General features: G+C 43.3%; 16 protein-coding genes. 8 read left to right on the forward strand and 8 right to left on the reverse strand.

What is annotated here, in order from left to right:
- Nucleotides 1-198: 198 nt before the first annotated feature.
- The 6 genes from ppx to FTU91_RS03040 all read left to right on the forward strand — a co-directional run bounded on the left by ppx (nucleotide 199) and on the right by FTU91_RS03040 (nucleotide 5,865).
- The gene (gene ppx, locus FTU91_RS03015) at nucleotides 199-1,719 is read left to right on the forward strand and encodes an exopolyphosphatase (protein WP_086197462.1); all 1,521 of its coding nucleotides are present in this window, start codon (nucleotides 199-201) and stop codon (nucleotides 1,717-1,719) included.
- A 50-nt stretch (nucleotides 1,720-1,769) separates the two neighbouring features.
- Nucleotides 1,770-2,594 (forward strand): acetyl-CoA carboxylase carboxyltransferase subunit alpha, encoded by an 825-nt coding sequence (locus FTU91_RS03020; protein ID WP_086197461.1) that lies wholly within the window; start codon nucleotides 1,770-1,772, stop codon nucleotides 2,592-2,594.
- Entirely contained in the window at nucleotides 2,531-3,880 is a 1,350-nt protein-coding gene (gene tilS, locus FTU91_RS03025; RefSeq protein ID WP_180080915.1) for a tRNA lysidine(34) synthetase TilS, read from the forward strand. The genes FTU91_RS03020 and tilS overlap by 64 nt, the downstream gene beginning before the upstream one ends.
- A 29-nt stretch (nucleotides 3,881-3,909) precedes the next feature.
- On the forward strand, nucleotides 3,910-4,740 hold the full coding sequence (gene proC / locus FTU91_RS03030) for a pyrroline-5-carboxylate reductase (RefSeq protein WP_086197459.1): 831 nt from the start codon (nucleotides 3,910-3,912) through the stop codon (nucleotides 4,738-4,740).
- Nucleotides 4,741-4,767: 27 nt separating this feature from the next.
- A complete protein-coding gene (locus FTU91_RS03035) occupies nucleotides 4,768-5,337 on the forward strand; it encodes a YggT family protein (protein WP_086197458.1) in 570 nt (189 codons plus the stop codon).
- A gap of 81 nt (nucleotides 5,338-5,418) precedes the next feature.
- On the forward strand, nucleotides 5,419-5,865 hold the full coding sequence (locus tag FTU91_RS03040; protein WP_180080917.1) for a DUF2314 domain-containing protein: 447 nt from the start codon (nucleotides 5,419-5,421) through the stop codon (nucleotides 5,863-5,865).
- A gap of 214 nt (nucleotides 5,866-6,079) precedes the next feature.
- Here FTU91_RS03040 and polA read toward each other — a convergent pair whose 3' ends face one another.
- A complete protein-coding gene (gene polA, locus FTU91_RS03045) occupies nucleotides 6,080-8,845 on the reverse strand; it encodes a DNA polymerase I (RefSeq protein ID WP_086197456.1) in 2,766 nt (921 codons plus the stop codon).
- A gap of 162 nt (nucleotides 8,846-9,007) precedes the next feature.
- On the opposite strand from polA, the gene FTU91_RS03050 reads away from it, so the two are divergent.
- Entirely contained in the window at nucleotides 9,008-11,713 is a 2,706-nt protein-coding gene (locus FTU91_RS03050; RefSeq protein WP_180080920.1) for a DUF2339 domain-containing protein, read from the forward strand.
- 408 nt (nucleotides 11,714-12,121) lie between these two features.
- Here FTU91_RS03050 and FTU91_RS03055 read toward each other — a convergent pair whose 3' ends face one another.
- Entirely contained in the window at nucleotides 12,122-13,048 is a 927-nt protein-coding gene (locus FTU91_RS03055; RefSeq protein WP_180080922.1) for a mechanosensitive ion channel family protein, read from the reverse strand.
- A 9-nt stretch (nucleotides 13,049-13,057) separates the two neighbouring features.
- Nucleotides 13,058-13,888 carry a hypothetical protein gene (locus FTU91_RS03060; RefSeq protein WP_180044351.1) on the reverse strand — a complete coding sequence of 277 codons (831 nt, stop codon included), beginning with the start codon at nucleotides 13,886-13,888 and terminating at the stop codon, nucleotides 13,058-13,060.
- Between the two features lie 93 nt (nucleotides 13,889-13,981).
- Here FTU91_RS03060 and gspE point away from each other — a divergent pair, with 93 nt between their 5' ends.
- A complete protein-coding gene (gene gspE / locus FTU91_RS03065; RefSeq protein WP_180044353.1) occupies nucleotides 13,982-15,469 on the forward strand; it encodes a type II secretion system ATPase GspE in 1,488 nt (495 codons plus the stop codon).
- Between the two features lie 129 nt (nucleotides 15,470-15,598).
- Here the strand turns inward: gspE and FTU91_RS03070 are convergent, their stop codons facing one another.
- The 5 genes from FTU91_RS03070 to FTU91_RS16450 form a co-directional block, all read right to left on the reverse strand.
- Nucleotides 15,599-16,423 carry a carbon-nitrogen hydrolase family protein gene (locus FTU91_RS03070; RefSeq protein ID WP_180044355.1) on the reverse strand — a complete coding sequence of 275 codons (825 nt, stop codon included), beginning with the start codon at nucleotides 16,421-16,423 and terminating at the stop codon, nucleotides 15,599-15,601.
- Between the two features lie 24 nt (nucleotides 16,424-16,447).
- Nucleotides 16,448-16,966: an anti-anti-sigma factor GigB gene (gigB, locus tag FTU91_RS03075; protein ID WP_086197450.1), complete on the reverse strand. Its 519-nt coding sequence runs from the start codon at nucleotides 16,964-16,966 to the stop codon at nucleotides 16,448-16,450.
- 113 nt (nucleotides 16,967-17,079) lie between these two features.
- Nucleotides 17,080-18,048, reverse strand: a complete 969-nt coding sequence (gigA, locus tag FTU91_RS03080) for an RsbU family protein phosphatase GigA (RefSeq protein WP_086197449.1) — start codon at nucleotides 18,046-18,048, stop codon at nucleotides 17,080-17,082.
- 112 nt (nucleotides 18,049-18,160) lie between these two features.
- Entirely contained in the window at nucleotides 18,161-19,120 is a 960-nt protein-coding gene (locus tag FTU91_RS03085; RefSeq protein ID WP_180080924.1) for a VacJ family lipoprotein, read from the reverse strand.
- A gap of 385 nt (nucleotides 19,121-19,505) precedes the next feature.
- On the reverse strand, nucleotides 19,506-19,696 hold a 191-nt coding region (locus FTU91_RS16450; RefSeq protein WP_218944717.1), incomplete at its 5' end, for a hypothetical protein.

Raw genomic sequence — 19,696 nt, forward strand, 5'->3', positions numbered from 1 at the left:
CTATGTAGAGGGATATGTAAATTTTCAATCATTATATTGAGTTTGTCTAATTGATGCTCACGATATTGATTATCGTGTCCTACAATTGTTTAAGCGATTAAAAAAATTAAAAACTGCTTCAGTTGAACTGATAAATGGCTTTTAAATTGCATGCATGTGAATTACTCTAAGCACAATTCTTATAGGTTTGTTTGAATAATGTCTGATTTTTTGATTGATGAAGAGTTACTTGCTGCCATCGATATGGGGTCGAACAGCTTTCACTTGGCGATTGCACGTGTAGATCATGGCGAAGTAAAAAAAGTGGCTTCAATGTCAGAAAAAGTACAATTGGCCGCGGGTTTAGATGAAAACAAAAATTTGACTGAGGCGGCACAGCAACGAGGTCTAGCCTGTCTGGCACGTTTTGTCGGGCGTTTAAGTTCTGTACAGGCCAACCGGTTGCGTATTGTCGCCACCAATGCTTTACGTCAGGCCAAGAATGGTCATGAATTTATTCAAAAAGCAGCAGAGATTTTACCTAAACCGATCGAAATTATTGCCGGTCGTGAAGAAGCTCGTCTGATTTATTTAGGTGTATCGCATACCATGGCCAATAGTGGCCGCCGCCTGGTGATTGACATTGGTGGTGGATCAACTGAACTGATTATCGGCGAGGCATTCGAGCCGATCCATACTGAATCTGTACAAATGGGATGTGTGGCCTTCACCAAAGCCTATTTTATGGAGGGTGAGATCAATCAGAAAAGTTTCGATAAAGCGGTGACCGCTGCCCGTAAGGAAATTTCAGGCATTGCCAATACCTATAAAGCCGCCGGTTGGGATACTGTGGTGGGTTCAAGCGGAACAATTAAAGCTTGTCGTCAGATTACCGTGAATATGGGCTGGAGCAATGAAAAAGAAGAGCTCACCCGTGAAGGTCTGGAAAAACTCAAAGACAAGCTGCTCAAATACAAGCACGTGACCGAAATGGAATTTGATGGCCTGAAAGAAGACCGCCGAGCAGTTTTGCCAGCAGGGATTGCCATTTTATATGCGGTATTTGATGTGCTGGGGCTGGACAAACTGGTTTATTCAGATGGTGCGTTACGTGAAGGTGTCATGTATGACCTGCTTGGTCGTTTCCAGCATGAAGACGTTCGCGACCGTTCTGTGCATGCTTTAATGGGACGCTATAACGCAGATAGCAAACAGGCTGAGCGTGTAGTCAATACGGCACAGCAATTGTTTAATGGCGTTGCACAATCATTAAATTTAACTAATGATGACAGTGACTTACTGCGTCGTGCTGCATATTTGCATGAGATTGGCCTGGCGATTAGTCACAGTGGTTACCATCGCCATGGGGCTTATTTATTGCAGCATTCGGATATTCCGGGTTTCTCGCAAATTGACCAAAACCATTTGTCACATTTGGTCGCTCATCACCGTCGTAAACTTCGTGGCGATGCACGGGTTGATGTTGCTAAGGTCGGTGGTAGCAAACTTGTGTACTTATGTCTATTGCTGCGTTTAGCAGTTTTACTGAATCATAGTCGTAGTGATGAGATGCTTCCTGCCATTGAATTAAGTATCATCAATGAGCAACAATGGCAGCTCAGCGTTTCTGGCGATGCCAAACAATGGCCTTTGCTTGTAGCAGACTTGCATGATGAACAGATGCAGTTTAAGCATTGGGATATTGAATTGAATATTCAGTCGGAACAATTTATCTATTAACAAGTGATTGGTTAACAAGGTATTGTTAATTTAGGGATAATGGTCGACCTATGAAAAATAAAGCTGCTCAATCTAAAGCATGGACAACGGTTCAAATTGCGCGTCATCCAGAACGTCCGCAATTCCTGGATTATGTTGGTGAAATCTTCACTGAATTCGATGCTTTACATGGAGATCGGGTATTTGGTGATGATGGTGCGATGATCGGTGGCTTGGCACGTTTTAATGGTCAGCCAGTGATGATTGTTGGGCAACATCGTGGTCGCAGCACTCGTGAAAAATTGCAACACAACTTCGGTATGAGTAATCCCGAAGGTTACCGTAAAGCACAGCGTTTACTCGACATGGCTGAACGTTTTAAACTGCCAGTATTCACTTTTATCGATACCATGGGTGCATATCCTGGGGTCGGTGCGGAAGAACGTGGTCAGGCAGAAGCGATTGCCACTAGCCTTGCACAGCTTTCAAGCCTGAAAGTTCCGGTAGTTGCGACCGTTTTAGGTGAAGGCGGTTCAGGTGGCGCACTCGGTATTGGTGTGGCGGATCGCGTGGTGATGTTGTCTCACAGTATCTATTCGGTGATTTCTCCTGAAGGTTGTGCATCCATTTTATGGAAAACAGCAGAGAAAGCGGAACAAGCCAGCGAAGCCTTGGCATTAACTGCAGAGAAATTAAAACAACTTGGTATTGTTGAATATGTGGTGGATGAAGGTGAAGGCGCACATTTGCAGCCTGAAAAAGTGATGCAAGATCTTAAAGATGTGTTACAACAGGCTTTAGAAGAATTGCAATCGATGGATGCGAATGAGAGATGCGAAGCACGTTACCAGCGCTTAATGAAGTTTGGCAGCGACAATTCCGGTCTGGCATCTTAAAACAAATCCAGTGCTTTTCTCCTGAAAGCACTTTCTTGATTGGATGTAGTGGCGGCATGGATTCCATGCTGCTATTGCGTTTAATGTCTGATTTATTTCCTGAAAAAATCCGTGCGATCTATGTCGATCACCAGTTGCAAAAAAATAGTGCAGACTGGGGGGAATTTGTATCTGATCAATGTGCAGCGCTGAATGTACCGTGTATTGTTGAAGCCGTTGAAGTGCAAGATGGCAACCTGGAACATCAGGCACGTAACGCGCGTTATCAAGCTTATTCAAAACATTTAAAAGCCAATGATATCTTGGTCTTGGCGCATCATCAGCAAGATCAGGCCGAAACCTTGATGCTACGCTTGCTTTCGGGTGCCGGCGTACATGGTTTATCCGCCATGAAGCAGGTCGATGTACGAAAGCAATTCACCATTTGGCGACCACTGCTCGATATTTCCCGTGAGCAGATTGGCCAATGGGCCACTCAGCTGAATGTGCAAAATATTGAAGATCCCACCAATTTAGATACCCATTACGATCGGGCTTGGTGCCGTCATGAATTGTGGCCGCTGTTGCAACAACGTTATCCAAAAATGCAACAGGCACTCAGCCGCACCAGTTATCTCATGCAGGATGCGGAAGATATTTTGCTGGACGTATTACAGCAGGATTTAAACCATTGCGGATCGGCAACTGAACTAGATTTAGAAAAGTTATCCCAATTATCAAGTGCACGGCAAAAGCAATTGCTCTCTGCCTGGATGAAAGGGCAGGATACTTATCGCCCGAGTTTTGAAATGGTGCAACGCTTGTTGCTTGAAGTGATTGGCTCCAAATCTGATGCACAGGCGGCATTGCACTGGAATCAATATTATTATGTGCGTTATCAGCAAAAAATTTTCCGCTTAAGTGCCGCAGAATATCTGGCTGAAAAAAATCAATCGAATAGTTCCGAACAAACCATCTGTGTAGCGTTAGGGCAAAAGATAGAAACTCTTTCAGGAGATTATCTTGCTGAAACTGCAAAAATAGGTCTGTCAGCAGCATTGCTGGGCAAAAAACTGGATCTGGTGATGCGCAAAGGTGGAGAAAAAATTCATTTATATGGGCGAGTCGGTGCCTGGCCATTAAAAAAAGCCATTCAGGAAGCACAAATTTTTCCCTGGCAGCGTTATAGAATTCAAATATTAAGCATAGATAATGTTATGCTTGGTGTTTTTACACCAAAAGGGTTTTGGTTAGCCCAATCTGAATATTGTGAAATCGGTGGATGGCAACCAAATTTGATCTCTTAGTTAAAAAATTCTAAGTCGAGTATGAATCCATGAGTGCAGCTTTAAATTGTAATATTAGTTTTATTGGTGGCGGTAATATGGCCCAAGCCTTGATTGGCGGGCTGATTTCGCGTGGCTTGCCGCCAACACGTATTACAGTTTCTGATCCGGTCGAAAAAGTCCGTCTTTTATTAACAGAAAAAGATGTACATGTGACGGATGACAATATTGCTGCCATTCGTGATGCCGATATCGTACTTTTTGCAGTGAAACCGCAAGTACTGGCCAGCGTATTAAAACCGCTTAAAGGTTTGTTTGAAGGCAAACTGGTGATGTCGATTGTGGCTGGGGCTGAAATCGCGACTATTGCCAACCTGCTAGAAACCAATCGAATTGTTCGTGTTATGCCCAATACACCTGCTTTGGTGCAAACAGGAGCACATGGCCTGTATGCAACGGAAGCGGTGAATGCACAGGATCGTGAATTGGCCAGTCAGGTTTTGGCTGCAACCGGTTTAACCATTTGGGTCAATTCAGAAGCACAAATTGATGCTGTAACGGCAGTATCTGGCTCTGGTCCGGCTTATTTCTTCTATATGATGGAAAGCATGATTCGTGCAGGCAAAAACCTGGGTCTGGATGAAAAAGTGGCGACTGCATTGACATTGCAAACAGCATTGGGTGCCGCACAAATGGCGATTACCAGTTCAAATACACCTGCAGAATTGCGCAAAAATGTGACCTCTCCAAATGGTACGACTCAAGCTGCACTGGAAATATTCGATCGTGCGCAAATCTCTCAAAATATTCAGGCCGCTTTGGCTGCCGCGCAAAAGCGCAGTCAAGAACTTGCTCAAGAGCTAAGTGAAAGTAGCAAATAACTCGTTTTTATTTAGGAAAGTTCCAGTATGGGTGCAAATTCTGCGCTGATTTTTGGCATTATTATTAACGTAGCGATTTTGCTCGTATTCTTTCGTTTTCTGATGCAGCTTGCAGCGGTGAATGCTTATAATCCTGTCGTCATGTCTACTGTGAAAGCGACAAAAATCGTCGATCTGTTTGGGCGTATTTTTCCCACCTTGGCAAAAGGTCGTGTCAATTCGGCAGCCTTGGCTTTGGTGGTGCTTTTATATTTACTCAAGATTTTTGGGGTAATGTACCTTTCAGGTGCTATGCCGAACAGTCCGGTACATCTGGTGATTTTGACCTTTGTCACCATGATTCAGGATCTGATCCGCTTCTGTCGTTACCTGATTTTTGCAACGATTATTTTAAGCTGGGTGGTGATGTTTACTCAATCTCGCTCACCGTATATTGAAGTCATTCAAGAGCTGGCAGAACCATTGTTGGCTCCGTTCCGCCGTATTTTGCCGAATATGGGTATGATTGACCTGTCGCCAATTGTTGCCTTCTTGGCATTGTATATTGCCGAAATTATTATGAATGAAGTGGCGATTGTACTTCTGACTGGGCTATAACATTCAGGTAGTAAAAAAGGACTCTCTTTGAGTCCTTTTTTTATTGTGAAATAAAATAATTTTAAATCAGGATATTAGTGGATGAATAGCGAACTTGAACCTCAATTTATGCTTATTGATCATGAAGCTGATGCATATTTGGCAACGATAAAAATCGCAAGAGAATTATTGGATATTTTTAAAGAAAATTTAGAAAAAGTATCTGAAGGTGATTTTGCATGCGTCAAATTTTATATTCCAGTTAGCCTTGATTCCGAAGAGGGTGCGAATATCTGGCTGATGACGCCATTTTTTGAAGATCACTTTTGCTTTGCACGTCCTTTTGAATTGCCAGAAGAATTTACATGGATTCAGATTGGACAGTGGCTGAAATTCAGTGAGTTTGATCTTTTGGATTGGTATATTTTAAAGCAGAATGGGGAAATGATAGGAGGATATTCATTACGCCATCAGCGTTCCAAGCTTTCTGCAGAACAGCAGGTAGAGTTTGATCAGCGTGTAGGAGTAACCCGATTTATTGATTTATAATCTTTTTCTATGATGAAATAAAATATATTGGATTGAATAAAAAGGATTTTTTACGCTATATCGTTTATGTAGTTTAAATGGAAAAGTTCTTCAAGTTGATTAAAGAACTTCTCTCTTTTGGATTGAAAATACATTTTGATGAGGCTCATCATCTATAAAGATGAAAAATGAATCTCCCCTAACCCCTCTTTATAAAAGAGGGGAAATTTCTGGATTAGTGCGCCTCATCCCAGTTATTGCCTTTACCCACTTCGACAATTAGCGGTACTGAAAGCTGGATCACCGATTGCATCACTTCTGCCAGTTTCGGTGCCAGTTCATCGGCAATGTCGGCATCGACTTCAAACACCAATTCATCGTGTACTTGTAACAGCATTTTAGCTTGATCTTTAGGCAACATTTTATCCACTTCAATCATGGCTATTTTAATAATGTCAGCAGCGCTGCCTTGAAGCGGAGCATTGATGGCCGCACGTTCGGCACCTTTACGTACCATCATGTTACGGGCATCAATATCCGGCGTATATAAACGGCGACCTAGAATGGTTTCCACAAAACCTTGTTCCAAAGCCACCTGACGCGTACGTTGCATGTACTCATAAATGCCCGGATAACGATGGAAATATTGCTTGATATAGTTTTGCGATTCTTCACGGGTAAAGCCCAATTGACGAATCAGACCAAATTCGGACATGCCATATAAGAGACCGAAGTTAACGGCTTTGGCCTGACGACGCTGGTCATTGGTGACGTCTTCCAGTGCAATACCCAGAACTTCAGCCGCAGTACGGCGGTGTACATCCTGACCATGCTTAAAAGCATCAACCAAAGCTTCATCCTGGGAAAGATGCGCCATTAAACGCAGTTCAATCTGTGAATAATCGGCAGCTAGCAAAACCCGACCTTCAGGTGCAATAAAGGCTTTACGAATCTGACGGCCAATTTCTTCACGTACCGGAATGTTTTGCAGGTTGGGATCGGTTGAGGACAAACGACCTGTTGCCGTTAAAGCCTGATGGTAGCTGGTATGCACACGCCTGCTGTCATTGTTGGCCTGTTTTTGCAAGCCATCGGTATAGGTGCTTTTCAGTTTGGAAAGACCGCGATACTGCAAAATTAAATCAGTAATCGGGTGGTCGATTTTTTCCAGAATACTTTCACTGGTGCTGTATTGACCGGTTGCTGTTTTTTTGCCGCCTTTCAGACCGAGTTTGTCAAACAGGATTTCACCGACCTGTTTCGGCGAGCTGACATTAAACGGCTGACCGGCCATTTCAACAATCTGGTTTTCCAGGTCTTGAATGGTATTGGAGAAATCGACACTCAACTGATCTAAAAATTTCAGGTCCAGCTCGATGCCGTTTTCTTCCATGATGGTCAGCACACGCGCTACCGGCATTTCAATATTGTGCAAAATATTGTTCAGCTCAGGAATGGCCTGCAATTTTTTCGACAATACCTCGTATAGACGATAGGTGACATGTGCATCTTCCGCCGCATAATGCGCCGCTGTTTCAATGTCGATCTGGTTAAAGGTCTTCTGTTTAACGCCTTTGCCTGCAATTTGTTCAAAGGTGGTGGTCAAATGACTCAAATACACACGAGCAACATCATCCATGCCATGACGGGTCGCCACAGAATTTAAAACATAGGATGCCAGCATAGTATCGAAATACCAGCCTTGCAGTTCGATGCCGTGATTTTGCAGAATATGGGCATCATATTTTAAATGATGACCAATTTTTTCAACCGCAGGATTTTCTAAAATCGGTTTGATTTGCGCCAGGATAGTTTCACGATTCAGCTGTTCCGGTGCACCTTCATAGTCGTGGGTCAGCGGAATGTAATAGGCATCGTTGGCATCAAAAGCCAGTGAAAAGCCAACCATTTCCGCTACGCGATAATCCAGACTGGTGGTTTCGGTGTCAAAGGCAAAGCGTTTTTCAGTGCTTAAACGCTGGAACAGGTTGTCCCAGTCCGCTTGAGTTAAAATGGTATGATAAGTGGCTTTGCCTAGTTGATCATCCACACTGGTCAGTTCTGCCTCATCTTCAGTATTAATGACAGCAGTGGTATTGATCTCAGTTTCAATACTCTTAGCCGCCTGTTTATAAACTGAATTGTTTGGATTATTCGGATGATCAAGGGATTGTAACTGGTTACGGAACTCAAGTTCGGTATATAGGTGACGTAATTCTTCCACATTCGGATCACCGAGTTTCAGGTCTTCATAACAAAGACCCATATCCAGGTCGCAAACGATACTGGCCAGCTGATGATCCAGGGTAATACCTTCGACATTGTCTTTAATACTTTGACCGACTTTGCCTTTAATTTTATCGACATTTTCCAGAATGCCGCCAATGGAGCCGTATTCTGTCAACAGTTTGGCCGCGGTTTTTGCACCGACGCCGGGTACGCCACGGATGCCATCCGACGCATCGCCCATCAAGGTTAAATAGTCGATAATCTGATTCGGCCATACGCCAAATTTTTCAAAGACAGCGTTTACATCCATCGGCTTGTCTTTAAAGCTGTCTTCCAAAGTCACTTTGTCGGTGACCAGCTGCGCCATGTCTTTATCACCAGTCGAGATCAGCACTTGATAGCCTTTGGCTTCGGCACGTTTAGCCAAAGTTCCAATCACATCATCTGCTTCAGCACCGGGAAGGGTGTGTAAAGGAATGCCCAAAGCACGAATCAGGTTGTGGAGATAGGGAATCTGCTGCGACAGTTCATCCGGCATGCTTGGGCGGTCACCTTTATAAATCGGTGAAAGCTGATGACGGAAAGTCGGTTCAGGGGTATCAAAAATCACCGCCATATGGGTCGGTTGAATACGACGCATCAACTTTTGAATCGCAGAAATGGCACCACGAATTGCGTTGGTCTGTAAACCAGTCGAAGTGGTTAGTGGTGGCAGTGCATGGTATGCACGAAATAAAAAATATGAGCCATCGACCAAAACAAATGGTGGCATTGAAGGATTCCTAATTCAAATATCGGCCTTATTGTACGTGATTTTGCCCATGAACATAGACACATCATCAAACAAGCATGTTACCGAATATCTGATGAATGCTTAAAAATCAAAGTCCGAGCTGTTGTATGATCAGGTCAAAAGGATTGAGATAAAGAAAAGATGCACAAAGGGCAGAGCGAAATCCGGATGATTTGGCTGATGGGATTGATTATTGTCGGGGTGGGGTCTTGGTTTTTAGAGGTACGCATATTCACCTATTTATGTAGCTTAGCCTTTGTCATGAGCGTGATGCAATATGTCGATGCCATTCAGACACCGGCAGTAAAAATTGCTGCAGAAACAAATTCTTCGATTCAAGAAAGCTCTAAAGTTCCTTTATATATTTGTTCAATTATTGCCCTTGTCGGTGGGGTAATGGAATGGCATTTTGTCGTGGGACTGGGCATCACGGCGTGGATTTTTTTCTTTCTGAGATGGTTGCGCCGTTTAGAAGGTTTGTTAAACCAAGTACAAACGCGATTACATCAGACGCCAATAAACCTATCTTCTACTGTTGAAAATCCACCCCCTCAACTTCCTGAATCTCAAACTGCCTCACCTTCTTTAGAGCTGATTGATCAGTTAAAGCAGTGGATTTTTCAAGGTAATCCAGTTTTAAAAGTGGCCATCTTGGTGCTGGTCATTGGCATCATCTTGTTGCTACGTTTTGCCACCGAACATTGGCAACTCAGTTTGGCGATGAAACTGGCGATTGTTGCCAGTGTTAGTGCCGCAGTGACCGGACTCGGTTACTGGTTGCAGGCTAAAAACCGCAGTTTTGCACTGGCCTTAGAAGGCTTGGGCTTAGCAGCTTTATTTTTGACCTTATTCTTTGCCTATTACAATGCGGTGATTCCGACACTCGCCATCGCTGGATTATGTTTTGCCCTGATCATGGGTGTGACCCTGATTCTCAGCCTAAAACAGCAATCCATTGAACTGGCCCTGATGGCGATGATCATTGCCTATATTGCCCCTTTTACCTTGCCAGTCCGCAATGCGACAGCGATTGAACTGACTGCTTATTATGTGGTGATCAATCTCGCCGTTGCTATCTTAAGTACCTTACGTCCCTGGAAAATGCTGAATCAAATCGCATTTTTAATGACAGTCATAGTTGGCGGTGGTTATGCTTTTTATCGTGGAGAGGAATCTGAACTAAATGCTTTAACCTTATTGGTGGCGGTGCATACGGCAATTTTTGTCTGGCTGAGTTTTCGTTTTAGTCAGCTGCTGGCCAAAGAAGATCTGGCTCAGTTCAAGCTGAAACCTGCTTTGGATATTGCCCTGATTTTTGGTGCGCCTCTGGTCGGTTATATTTTTATTTATTTAATGCATTTTGAAGAAACGCGCTGGCAAGCTGGAGCGAGTCTGGCCTTTGCTGCCGTGTATGCAGGCTTGTATCAACTGTCAAAATGCCATCAGGCAGTGCAGCTGATTTCACAAAGTTATTTCAGTTTAATGCTGATTTTCCTGGTCCTGATCCCACCCATTCTTTTAACCGAGCAATGGAGTGTGATCGGCTGGGCTGTGGAAGGACTGATCATTTTTATTTATGCCTTGTATCGCCAGTCAGAGATCAGTCGCTATCTTGCCATGGGGCTGATGATTGTTGCCGGCTTGTCTAGTTTGTATTACTTGGTAGAGCTGAATGAATTTCCACGTGAAATGTATTGGGGCTTATGCTTGAGCTATTTTGCCGTGGTTGTGGTAGCAAATAGCCGGGAGTCCTTTAGGCAGCAACTGAGCAGTTCCACGATAGCCTTTCACTGTTTGCAAATGCTGTCTGCAACTACGATGTTGATTGTATTGTTGCTGGATGAAATTGACGGCCCTCAACAGCAGGTGATGAGTCTGTTGATTGTCAGTGGCTTCTATCTGCTGATGAATGAGTTGATGCTGCGTTGCAAAGCCACGTGGTCGTGGTTATTTCCTAAATGGCTGGGGCTGATTCCGGTGTTTGTTTTTGCCCTGATTATTGTGATTGATCAAAGTCAGCAGGGCATCATTATTTGGCCGACCATGTTTGACCGTCTGGGTTTTGCACTTTCCGGATTGATGTTGACTGCATTGTGGCTGCGCCCGATGTTGGGTGTGCGAACTGAAAAAGAGTGGGTCAGTTTTGGCACCCTGACCAGTCTGGCCATGACCAGCTTAACCCTGCTTCCGGGCATGCCTTATATCAGTGTGGTGGTTCTGCCTTTACTGTTCTGTGCCTGGTGTTATTGGCAGCTAGATAATCCAGACTGGAAAATGTTCTGGCAAGCCCGCAGCAGTTTGGTGCTGATGGCAACCTGGATTGTCTGTTCGCAATTGTTTACCCAGCAAGCTTTTCAGGGCTATATTCTACCGATCATCAATCCTTTTGATCTGGTCAGTATTGCCATGCTGGCAGGTTTTATCTGGATGTTGTCCTTGCAGCTGAAATTGGGACTGGATAAAGGCATGGTTGCCGTGCTGATGGTGCTGAGTTTGCTCTGGCTCAGCAGTTATATCGTGCTAAGAGCATTGCATATTTATTTAGGTACGCCATTTAATCAACTGGCTTTGTGGGGCAATGCGACCGTTCAACTGAGTCTGACTTTCCTGTGGGTAAGTTTGGCTTTTATGACCATGAGCTTCGCCAGCCGAAAACAGTTGCGTTCAGTCTGGATTTTAGGCGGCAGTATTCTGGTAATTGTGACCTTGAAACTGGTGCTGTTTGACTTATCCCACATCGGCACTTTAACCCGGGTGATTTCATTTCTGGGGGCTGGTTTTGTGATGTTGCTGATTGCCTATATTGCACCGATTCCAGAGGGTTCTTTGGTTAAAAAATTCCCCTAAATTTCTTTTAGGTAAAGGATCTTTTCTCAAATCAAATAGCAGTTATATCCCGTGATTCTTTGCTTATACGAATGTTTAAAATTATCTTATTTAAGTTAGAAGTTTTCACTGCCACAATTTTTAAATAAAGTTGAAATGCATTTGTGTAGGCGAAGTCTTACTTTTGAAAGGCCAAAAGTAAGCAAAAGCCTTTGTTACCCATACACAACGTCCTTGTTGTGATGGGTAACGTGTGGCATCCATGCCACACTCATAAATTAAATACCTGCGAAAATCTATTTTTTTATTTTGGTATGACAAACAACTTGTAGTCATTGAAAAATGATTTATGAATGAAGTCTACAATTTAATCCTCCCCATCCCTCCTTTTTAAAAGGAGGGATGGGGAGGATTAAATGATTAAGAGAATTATTTTAACCCCGCCTCACGTTTCACTTCTTTGGCATTCGCATACTGATCAATATCTTCCTCATTTAAAGGCTGAACAGCTGTAGGGCGATCAACAAAGCCCATTTTCGGTACTGGAATTTCAATCTGATTGGCGACAAAACCGTTGCGGATACGTTCCTGCATTTCGTCACGCACTTTTAAAAAGTTTTCACGGTTACACCAGACGGCAAATAACAGTTCAATCGATGATTCACGGAAGGCAGTTACAGTCACTGCAGGTTTTGGATCGGCTAACACGAGCGGGTATTTATTGGCTACATCCAATAATACTTCCCGAACCTTAATGATGTCCTCATGGAAGTTAATCGCTAAAGTGATGGGAATCCGCCGAATTGGGAATTTGGACAGGTTGTAGACCGGTGCACGAATCAGCTGTTCATTCGGCACACGGACATAGACATTGTCCTGAGTCAGCAGTTTCACTGAAAGCAGATCAATTGAAATCACTTCACCTTCAATGGTATGTCCGCGAATCAGAGTCATTTGCACGGTATCGCCAATTTCAAAAGAACCTTCCCCAATCAGGAATAAACCGCTGATCAGGTTGGAAGCAGAGGTTTGCGAAGCAAAACCCAGCGCCACGGTTAAAATACCGGCCGCACCCAAAAATACACTCAGTTTAAAACCGGCTTCTTTCAGGCTGGCCATCACAAAAATCAGGAAGATGAAATAAAAAATACCACGGCGCCAAACCAGACTTTGATGAGCATTAAAGCGTGAGCCAACAGTGCGGATAAAGGTGTTGGAGACAAAACGTGCAATTAAAAAACCAATAAGACACAGTACCACTGCAACGATAATTTCAGTCAGGCGTTCTGTATTGATATTGGTAAAAATACTTTTGAGGCTGCTGGTAATTTCTTTCGGGATATTCGAATCTGCCATATTGCCGTCCTAGAAAAATGAATCAAACATGTTGAACAAAGCACTTGCCTGTTCACGTGGTGGATGTACATACATCACTTCACCTGCATGAGGAGGGGTACGGTTTTCAATTCGAATTCGTGGCGGTTTATCCAACCCTTCATGCAAGACTTTAATCTGTGAAGTCCATAAGCGACCGGTACTTTCACTATAGAATAGGGGAAGTGCAGAAACCGGCACATTCATCCGGTCAAAACGTAACTGCTGATGGCTGGTATTATGAAATTCAATTGGAGTCACCGCGCGAAAGGCACGTGGCTTGAGCTGATGCAGTTCAGTACGGCCATCAACCGCGGTGGCATAACAAATTTCACCGATACGATGATTGGGTCCGAACCAGGTATCTTTGGGCAGAATCACCGGAATATCAAACAGCGGGTCTTTTTGGCTTTCGACAAAGCCTGCAATCCATAAAGGGGTGCTGATATACAGCGTACCGCGCTGTCCTGCCGGAATATAAATCGGATCGACCGGTTTAATCACCACAGAACGATCGGCCAGACGCGGCATCAGCTGTAATTTATTGTGAGTGGACTTGAACATATAACGTTCAACTTTCAGCGGTTGCGGAAAAGCAAAATTCGGATCTTCAATCGCATGCCACTTCTGTTCATAGTCGTACTGCACCTGTGGACGATGATATTCCATGCGCCATTCTTGCAGACCACGAGTCAGACGAAATAACAGTGAACCAAACTGCCAGGCCTTAGGCTGATTCAATTCAAAGCTTTGTTCGCCCCACCATTTGATTAAATTGGGCTGCTCTGCATCTATCAGTTTATCGTTTTTAGACAACGGCATATTTCCTTTATAGCTTAATCATTAAAAACAGACTTCACGCTGTCTTATGCTTAGAGTACACTCAAATCAATTTATTCATCATTATAAACTTTGATGCAAGTACTTAAACAATTACAAATACCATATAGTTTTGCCAAGCGTCATGGCGTATTGCTGCGCTACGAGGGCAATCAGGCTTTTATTGTACGCCGTGAAAATACGCCCTTGCTGGCGATACAGGAAGCACGTCGCTATTTGGGGCATCCGGCACAGCACCAGTTGTGTTCTGAGCAGGAATTTCATCAGTTACTCAGTTCCAGTTTTGCTGGTGATACCGGTGAGTCGCAACAGGTAGCGGCTGGTCTGGAGGATCATCCCGATTTACTCAGTCTGGCAGATTCGGTACCCGAAGCTGAAGATTTAATGGATCAGGAAGATGATGCACCGATTGTCCGGCTGATTAATGCCTTGCTGTCGGAAGCCATCCGCGTGGGGGCTTCTGATATTCATATTGAATCCTTTGAGAAAAAACTGTCAGTACGCTTGCGTGTCGATGGGCAGCTGCGTGAAATTGTGCAGCCACGCCGTGAACTGGCACCGTTGTTGGTATCACGAATCAAGGTTATGGCCAAACTGGATATTGCTGAAAAGCGTATTCCACAAGATGGCCGTATTTCTTTAAGACTGGCTGGACGTGAAGTGGATGTGCGGGTTTCGACGCTGCCTTCATCACATGGGGAACGTGTGGTCATGCGTTTACTCGACAAGCAGGCCGGACGTCTGAATATGACCCATCTGGGTTTAATGCAACCGGATTATGAGCGCCTAACCCATCTGGTACATCGTCCGCACGGTATTATCTTGGTGACCGGACCAACCGGTTCGGGTAAAACCACGACTTTATATGCAGCTTTGTCTGACCTGAATGATGGCTCAAAAAATATTCTGACGGCTGAAGATCCAATTGAATATCAACTGGAAGGTATCGGACAAACCCAGGTCAACAGTAAAGTAGACATGACCTTTGCCCGTGCTTTAAAAGCCATGCTGCGACAAGACCCGGATGTGGTGATGGTCGGGGAGATTCGTGATCTGGAAACCGCCGAAATTGCCGTTCAGGCATCCTTAACCGGTCACTTGGTTTTATCGACACTACATACCAATACCGCAATTGGTGCAGTCACCCGTTTAAAAGATATGGGCATCGAACCGTTCTTGCTGGCCAGCTCCCTAATTGGAGTGATTGCCCAGCGTTTGGTTCGAACCTTATGTCCACGCTGTGCCACATGGCATGATGCAGATGCGTTTGAAACCGAAATTTTCAGGCATTTGGATGTTGGAGCTGAACTGAAGTTACCGAAACCGAAAGGTTGTGATCACTGTTCACATAGCGGTTTTATGGGGCGTACAGCGATTTATGAAATTGTCCCTGTGGATGAGCCGATGCGCCGTTTGATTCATGGCAATGCTGCGGAATATGAGCTGGAAAGTTATGCGCGTAAACAGTCCGGTTCAATCCGCGATGATGGCTTGCGTAAAGTGCTGGCAGGAAAAACCACTTTAGAAGAAGTACTTCGTGTGACCAATGAAGCTGCCGAATAAGTGGGATCATGACTGATCATCTGTAATAGTAAAAACTATCTGTAAAGCTTTGCGGCACGGAGCTTAAAATTAAAAAGGTTGATCGTATTTGTTGATCAACCTTTTTTATGGGTATTAAAAAATCTAAGTTTAGAATTGCAGCAAACGACGGTGCTGCATCAAAGGCATTGACTCACGGATTTTGGTTTGTTCGGCTAAATCAAACGGTACGGTAATTAGTTGAGTGCCTTCATTCTCTACTATTGCCAACAACTGCCCGCGTGAGTTAGCAGCGCCTGCATGCCCCCAAGTTTGGCGTTTTTCACCATGCCAGCCTTGTTGAGCTGCACCTAAAACCTGGCATTGGCTGTCTATCGCACGGGCTTGTAGCAGTAATTGCCAGTGCATTTGGCCGGTAGTGTAGGTAAAGGCTGATGGTGCGGTAAGTATGTTTGCACCTTGACTGCGTAAGGTTAAAGCCAGTTCTGGAAAACGCAAGTCATAACACACCATTAAGCCAATATTACCAAACGGGGTTTTGGCAATCACTACATCAGTACCCGGTTCAAAGAATCGAGATTCCTGATAGCCACCCACAACATCACCCACTTGTACATCAAACAGGTGAATCTTGTCATAACGTGCTTCAGTCCCTTCAGGACTAATACATAAACTGACGGTACGTACACGGCCATCACTAATGATGGAACCATCTGGGCGGAATGGGCAGGGAAGTGTTCCTGCTACAATCCAGATTTGATATTGATGTGCCAGTTTTTCCAGACGTTGCTGAAGGCTTTCAAACTGTGCTGCGGTATCGCGTTGTTTTACACCTGCAAAACAGACGAAGTTTTCCGGGAAAACAATCAGCTCTGCACCATCGGCTTTACTTTGTTGTACCAATGACTCGATCACGATGAAATTGGCTTCAATATCATCCTGGGAATTCATTTGTACAACAGAGAGTAAAGTCATGGTGTAAGCTCTAAATCATCATTTTTATACGTTTTGCTGCGACACTTGTTCTAAGGTGTCTTGTTCTTTTTGTAATTGTTTCACCAAAGGCTCAAACATGTTTTGGTTACTTTCATTTAACTTCATCAATGTTTTATGCGCATCTAGAACAGTAGTTAACATTGCGTTATGGGTAATGTGCTCTTCGATTAGCTCGCGAGTACATACTTTCGGATCACCACAGTAATTTAAAATCACGAAGACCTGTCCCAAGCCCATGCTATTGGCCAAGGTAGTAATATCTGGATTGGTGGATAACATGACTGCCTGAATTTGATGGACCTGTTTCAGCTTTAAACCCAGCTTGGCCAATACACCTAAAACAGTGCTGTCAATAAATGTAGTTTGGGTTAAATCTACGATTGCCCCAACGACATTTGATTGCTGTTCAATTTTACTAAGAAGTTTGTCTAGACTAATACAAGATTGAGCACGCACTTCGCCAATAAGCTTAAAAATATGCGTTCCATTCAAGCTTGCATATTCAACATGACCTGTTGACATATAAATGCCATTTGCAGAGAAGGATATTAAAATTATCACATAGGGCCACTATAGACTCAAGTAGCCTAGAGTCGTATATCGCTTAGTTGAAAGTTAACATATTGATTATACGATTAATTCATTCGGCGTAAACTTAAGATGGCGATGTCGTCTGCCACATGTTCAGGGGCCTGAAAGGATTGATTCTGCAAATGAAAGACTAATTTTTCAAATTGTTCATTCAGTCCGCCATCAAACGGTTCCAGTGCACCATCTGAACAAATAATAAACCGGGCATGTCGATTTAGCACACATTCAAATTCTTCCACTTCCAGGTCTTCAGTCAGTCCCAAAGGGAAACTGCTGGTGTTTAAAATTTTAGGCGGCTGATTGGGTTCAAAGATAATGGCAGGAGGATAATGTCCGGCACTGGACCAGCGTAATTGATGGGTTTCTAAATTAAGAACGCCTGCAATCATGGTAATGTGCTTTTCGATATTTTCCTGAACCAGCATGCCATTGAGCTTTTTAATCAATTCACGTGGTGTTTTGGATCGGCCATGAAAAGCCGCCATCCAGGATGTCAGTAGACTGCTGGTGACACCATGTCCGGAAACATCGGCCAGATAAAACATGATTTCTTTATCGCTGATTTTCCAGTAATCGTACCAGTCACCAGACAAATAGGCAGAAGGTTGAAACAGGGTTTCAACCTTATAGTTGATTAATTCTAGAGGGTTGGGCAGTAAACGTTTTTGTAATTCTGCTGCTGAAGGCAGGTCACGACTATCCTGATTACGCTTGTATTGGGCATCAATTTTTAATAAGGAAGCTTCCGGATCACGTGGCAGCTTGTTCCAGATCCAGCCGGCTAAAGCACCCAATTCCCATGCCTGAGCCAATGCCATCCCTTCATTTTCAAAAGCCAGGACGATGGTCGGGAGTGACCATTGGTGAGTCAGATAGTCTTGTACATCAGCAATCGCTAAAATGGTCGGATCATATAAATTAATATCATCTATGTGAATCATTTGCACACCGGGAAGTGCACTGAGTACCTGATCTAAATAAGGAATATTGCGAGTCGGTTGAATGAAATACATAAAGAAATTGTATGACCCTTAAATTGATATCATCTAGAGTTGTACTATAACAATCTAATGATCAGCAAAGGAAGATGCTGTGCTGATCATATTGCTATTAAATAGATACGACTTATTTGGTTGTAGTGTCTACGTCATCTTCTTGGATTTCATTATTGGATGAATCAGGATTACTTTGTTGATCTTGATCTTCAGTGCTGTCCTGATCGTCTTCAATGAACATGGTTTCAGGTTCTAGACCTTTCTTTTCAGCAATGGAGAAACTTTTCCGCTGTAAATAAATATCACGGATTGCCGCATATTTGTCACCTTGTAAAACATCTTCAATGTCTAAAAGCTGGGAGCGCGCATCAATACCGCGTAGTACTTGCTCACCCCAGTACAGCTCATCATAATCTTCTAAAATATACTTTTGGGGACGGGCTTGACCATCGACAACCAGGCCCAAAGTATCACGGAAAGTGCTAGGGCCAAACACAGGCAGGACTAGATAAGCACCAGAAGGCATACCGTAATAACCTAGCGTAGTGCCAAAATTTTCTTCTTCTGTATATAAACCGATACGACGAGCAGGGTCGGCAAAGCCTAGGGTGGTTATAGTATTAATGGTAAAGCGACCTAAAGATTCCGCGGCACGAAGTGGACGGCCTTGAATCAACTGGTTTACTGCATTCCATGGTTCCCCTAAATTTTTACGAAACTGGCGATAAGAGCCACGTACTTCATTAGGAACTTTTTCCTTATATTGAATCGCGAGAGGGCGGGCAACCTTACGATCTAATACCTCATTAAAAGCAAATATCTGTCTATTTAAGGGCTGTAATGGATCTTTCTGGTTTTCAGGTTGAGTTGCACTTGCATCCACTTTCAAATCTTTGGCTTTAATGTTTTTTAATTCTTTCAATACTTCAAGTCTGGAGTTGGTATGTTGAGCAGATTGAGTTTGTGCTGTAGCAGATTCTAGCTCTGAAGTATTCTGTGCTTCAGAAGGAGCAACTAAATCCTGCGCAAATACAGGAGAAATTAACCCTAAAGATAAAAAGCTAGCCCAAATATAGTGAAAGTGACGCATAAAAAATCCTAGAGCTCTATTAAGCTGGTACTTAAAGCAAAATACGTAATTGAATATATTAACAGGTCTTTGAACAGGCGTATTAAAACAAATTTGATCAAAATATGTAGGAAAAAATACTAAAATGGCTAAAAAATGTCCTTATGACGTGAAAAGTTAAAAAAAGGAGTTGCATTGGGTTTGGGATGGTGTAGAATGCACATCCATCGGCGGTGATGAAGATTAAAACTTCTGATAAAACAGCAACTTAGCACGAAGTGTTAAGATTGGGTTTTAGAAAGAAAGTTTAAAACAATTTGAATTACTGATTGACACTGAGAATATCTAGTGTAATATAGCCGACCTAGCTTGCTGGTGACGAACCAGTAAGAAGATCATTAAGAGATTATGAAGAACAACTTGTGTGGATTTTTACTGGTTGATTGATCGAAATTATTTTCATTGATTGAATGGTAGAAATTACTCGAAGTTTATTTGAGAAATATTTGTCAGAAAATTGATGAGCCAGATTTGGTGTTTTGAATAAAGCACTATTGATTTTAAACTGAAGAGTTTGATCATGGCTCAGATTGAACG

It is taken from the genome of Acinetobacter sp. YH12201 (assembly GCF_013418145.1).
Classification (GTDB): Bacteria; Pseudomonadota; Gammaproteobacteria; order Pseudomonadales; family Moraxellaceae; genus Acinetobacter.

Excerpts from the sequence above, each read along its gene's own strand:
- ppx (WP_086197462.1), top strand. The coding sequence starts at position 199 with ATGTCTGATTTTTTGATTGATGAAGAGTTACTTGCTGCCATCGATATG.
- FTU91_RS03020 (WP_086197461.1), top strand. The coding sequence starts at position 1,770 with ATGAAAAATAAAGCTGCTCAATCTAAAGCATGGACAACGGTTCAAATT.
- tilS (WP_180080915.1), top strand. The coding sequence starts at position 2,531 with ATGCGAAGCACGTTACCAGCGCTTAATGAAGTTTGGCAGCGACAATTC.
- proC (WP_086197459.1), top strand. The coding sequence starts at position 3,910 with ATGAGTGCAGCTTTAAATTGTAATATTAGTTTTATTGGTGGCGGTAAT.
- FTU91_RS03035 (WP_086197458.1), top strand. The coding sequence starts at position 4,768 with ATGGGTGCAAATTCTGCGCTGATTTTTGGCATTATTATTAACGTAGCG.
- FTU91_RS03040 (WP_180080917.1), top strand. The coding sequence starts at position 5,419 with ATGAATAGCGAACTTGAACCTCAATTTATGCTTATTGATCATGAAGCT.
- polA (WP_086197456.1), bottom strand. The coding sequence starts at position 8,845 with ATGCCACCATTTGTTTTGGTCGATGGCTCATATTTTTTATTTCGTGCA.
- FTU91_RS03050 (WP_180080920.1), top strand. The coding sequence starts at position 9,008 with ATGCACAAAGGGCAGAGCGAAATCCGGATGATTTGGCTGATGGGATTG.
- FTU91_RS03055 (WP_180080922.1), bottom strand. The coding sequence starts at position 13,048 with ATGGCAGATTCGAATATCCCGAAAGAAATTACCAGCAGCCTCAAAAGT.
- FTU91_RS03060 (WP_180044351.1), bottom strand. The coding sequence starts at position 13,888 with ATGCCGTTGTCTAAAAACGATAAACTGATAGATGCAGAGCAGCCCAAT.
- gspE (WP_180044353.1), top strand. The coding sequence starts at position 13,982 with ATGCAAGTACTTAAACAATTACAAATACCATATAGTTTTGCCAAGCGT.
- FTU91_RS03070 (WP_180044355.1), bottom strand. The coding sequence starts at position 16,423 with ATGACTTTACTCTCTGTTGTACAAATGAATTCCCAGGATGATATTGAA.
- gigB (WP_086197450.1), bottom strand. The coding sequence starts at position 16,966 with ATGTCAACAGGTCATGTTGAATATGCAAGCTTGAATGGAACGCATATT.
- gigA (WP_086197449.1), bottom strand. The coding sequence starts at position 18,048 with ATGTATTTCATTCAACCGACTCGCAATATTCCTTATTTAGATCAGGTA.
- FTU91_RS03085 (WP_180080924.1), bottom strand. The coding sequence starts at position 19,120 with ATGCGTCACTTTCACTATATTTGGGCTAGCTTTTTATCTTTAGGGTTA.